A 3010-nucleotide genomic window follows, 5' to 3' on the forward strand; every position below is an offset into this window, starting at 1 on the left:
AACAATTGTAGATCCTATAAATTGTTTTCCATTGATTTTATCTGATTTTTTCCATTGTTCTAGTAAAAATGCAGTCATTAAAACCATAGTCTGGTTTCCATTAAGCAAAATCATTTTACCCTCATTATTGCGCACAGCAACACCTAAGCGGTCACAGTCAGGATCTGTTCCTACCACAATATCAGCATTCGTTTTATCTGCTAATGCAAGCGCCATAGCAAGTGCTTCGGGCTCCTCAGGATTAGGAGATTTAACAGTAGGGAAACTACCATCTGGAATTCTTTGTTCTTCAACAATATTCACATTGGTATAACCTGCTTGTGATAAAGTTTCAGGAATAACAGTAATGGAAGTACCGTGCAAAGAAGTAAAAACAATGTTTAAATTGTCTTTCGCTTCTTGCGGTGTATTAAAACTAGCATTTGCAATCGATGATTTTATAAAAGCGGCATCTAAATCTTTGTCGATATAATGAATCAAACCTTCGTTTGCTTCAAATTTGATTTCGCTATAATCTAAGTTTTCAATTACATTGATGATTCCAGCATCTTCAGGCGGAACAATTTGTCCTCCATCTTGCCAGTACACTTTGTATCCGTTATATTCTGGTGGATTATGAGAGGCTGTAAGTACGATTCCGCATTGGCATCCTAAATGTTTTACAGCAAATGATAATTCTGGAGTAGGTCTTAATTCTGAAAATAAGAAAACTTCAATTCCATTTGCCGAAAACACATCAGCAACCGTTTTAGCAAGCGTATCACTATTCTGACGGCAGTCGTAAGCAATCACCGCTTTCAAAGGTTGGTTAGGAAAGCTAGTCTTTAAGTAATTAGACAATCCTTGCGTACTTTTTCCAAGCGTATATTTATTAATACGATTGTTTCCTACGCCCATTACACCGCGCATTCCGCCGGTACCAAATTCAAGGTTTTTATAAAAACTCTCTTCAAGTTCCGTAGGTGATGAGGCAATTAGTTCTTTTACTGCTGCTTGTGTAGCCGTATCAAATGACGGTGTTAACCACTCATTTACTGCGTCTAGAATATTTTGTTTGATATCCATATGTCTATTTATTATCAGTTAATTATTTTTTTTAAGGAGCTATATCCTGCTATTCGCTCTATCTTTTTATCTTGAAAAAAAACAAGATAAAAAGGATGCCGCTGCTATCAGGGCTAGGATGCGTTATAAGTTAAGTTCGTTCGAAATTTTATAACGTTCCTCGTTGTTTTTAGTACGTAAGATAATTTCACCCAGAAAACCAGCCAAAAATAATTGCGTGCCTAAAACCATTGTTGTCAATGCAATAAAAAACCAAGGGTTGTCAGTAACTAAGTTATAACGCATGTTGTTGTACATGTGGTATAATTTAGAAATACCTATATATCCTGCAAGTAAAAAACCTATGATAAACATAAATGAACCCATAGCGCCAAATAAATGCATTGGTCTTTTTCCAAAACGTGATAAAAACCAAATAGTGATTAAGTCTAGAAAACCGTTTACAAAACGTTCCATACCAAATTTAGTTTCACCGTATTTTCTTGCTTGGTGTTGTACTACTTTTTCACCTATTTTATTAAAACCTGAGTTTTTTGCAAGTACAGGAATATAACGGTGCATTTCACCAGAAACTTCCACATTTTTAACTACAATGTTTTTGTAAGCCTTTAAGCCGCAATTAAAATCATTTAATTGTACTCCAGATGTTTTTCTAGCAGCCCAATTAAATAGTTTTGAAGGTAAATTTTTTGCAACAACTGAGTCATAACGTTTCTTTTTCCATCCCGAAACTAGATCAAAATCTTCAGTTGTAATCATATTGTATAGTCCCGGAATTTCTTCGGGGCTATCTTGTAAATCAGCATCCATGGTAATAATTACCTCACCTTGAGCTTTAGCAAAACCAGCATGTAAAGCTTGTGATTTACCAAAGTTTCTCATAAAGCGAATTCCCTTGATGTTTGGGTTTTCGGCAGCAAATTTGCTTATTAGTGACCAAGAATTATCAGTACTTCCGTCATCTAAAAAGATAACTTCGTAAGTATAATTGTTTAATTGCATCACTTTAATGATCCAAGTGTATAATTCTTGAAGTGATTCCTCCTCATTTAATAAGGGGATTAATATTGATAAATTCATTTATTATATACTTTGATATTTGTCTTTTTTTATAACAGCTCCAACAAGTAAAGAATAGATTAGTCCAAAAAAAGAATACATTGCTAAAGTCACTGGGAAAACTATTAAAGGATTCATGAACTTTCTCACCATTGATAATCCCATTTCTAATTCTGCGCTAGTCATATTTGGGTTTTTGGTAATCATTGTCCCTTTTGTAAGTGCAATCATTTCATCAGTGAACTCAGGGAAAATAATATTGAATATAACGCTAAAAGTTGCGTAGATAAATGCAGCAACAAATGCTATTGAAACACCTGTTTTTAAGCATTCATTAAGAGAGATGTATCCACCATTTATGTTTTTCTTGTAATTATTGCATCCCATGTAAATTAACGCTAATGGTAAAATAAGATAATTTAAAATGTTTGTAATAACACCTGCACTGGTATCTACTAGTGATTTCATACCTACTATATACATTATTACAAATTCTAAAATCATAATAACCCCAAAGAAGACTCCGTACAAAAGACCTGATTTAGCAGGTGATATAGTATTTTTCATAAAATAGTTTATTTGTGAATAATCCACAAAGATAGTAATTCCCTATATATTCATGGGTAAAAAAATATTTTTACTATTTTATAAAAAAAAGAAGTCAAAGAATTGTTTATTGAAAAATAATTGTAAATTTGCAAACTCAAAATAACAGAATAAAACAAAAAGTTATAATGAATTTATACCTTTCCCTTTAACAAGGAAAGCTTCAAAAGGAATTATAGCCAAAACAAATAAAAAAGAATTACAAGATGAAAAAAGGTGTACACCCAGAGAATTACAGATTAGTTGCATTTAAAGACATGTCAAATGACGAAGTTTTTAT

At 32.7% G+C, this 3010-nt stretch carries 2 protein-coding genes and 2 pseudogenes; 1 reads left to right on the forward strand and 3 read right to left on the reverse strand.

From position 1 onward, the window contains the following. The 3 genes and pseudogenes from P8M54_RS06110 to P8M54_RS06120 form a co-directional block, all read right to left on the reverse strand. Window positions 1–1065, reverse strand: a pseudogene (locus P8M54_RS06110) (phospho-sugar mutase); the annotation flags it as partial. Window positions 1066–1188: 123 nt separating this feature from the next. Then, window positions 1189–2145, reverse strand: coding sequence for a glycosyltransferase family 2 protein (locus tag P8M54_RS06115; RefSeq protein WP_300286288.1), 957 nt, complete (start codon window positions 2143–2145; stop codon window positions 1189–1191). A 3-nt stretch (window positions 2146–2148) separates the two neighbouring features. Next, window positions 2149–2691 (reverse strand): DUF4199 domain-containing protein, encoded by a 543-nt coding sequence (locus P8M54_RS06120; protein WP_300286290.1) that lies wholly within the window; start codon window positions 2689–2691, stop codon window positions 2149–2151. A 245-nt stretch (window positions 2692–2936) separates the two neighbouring features. Here P8M54_RS06120 and P8M54_RS06125 point away from each other — a divergent pair. After that, window positions 2937–3010, forward strand: a pseudogene (locus P8M54_RS06125) (50S ribosomal protein L31); the annotation flags it as partial.

Source organism: Flavobacterium sp. (assembly GCF_029242675.1).
GTDB lineage: Bacteria > Bacteroidota > Bacteroidia > Flavobacteriales > Flavobacteriaceae > Flavobacterium.

Bases quoted from the DNA above. Each gene is read 5' to 3' on its own strand.
- P8M54_RS06115 (WP_300286288.1), bottom strand. From the start codon at position 2,145: ATGAATTTATCAATATTAATCCCCTTATTAAATGAGGAGGAATCACTT.
- P8M54_RS06120 (WP_300286290.1), bottom strand. From the start codon at position 2,691: ATGAAAAATACTATATCACCTGCTAAATCAGGTCTTTTGTACGGAGTC.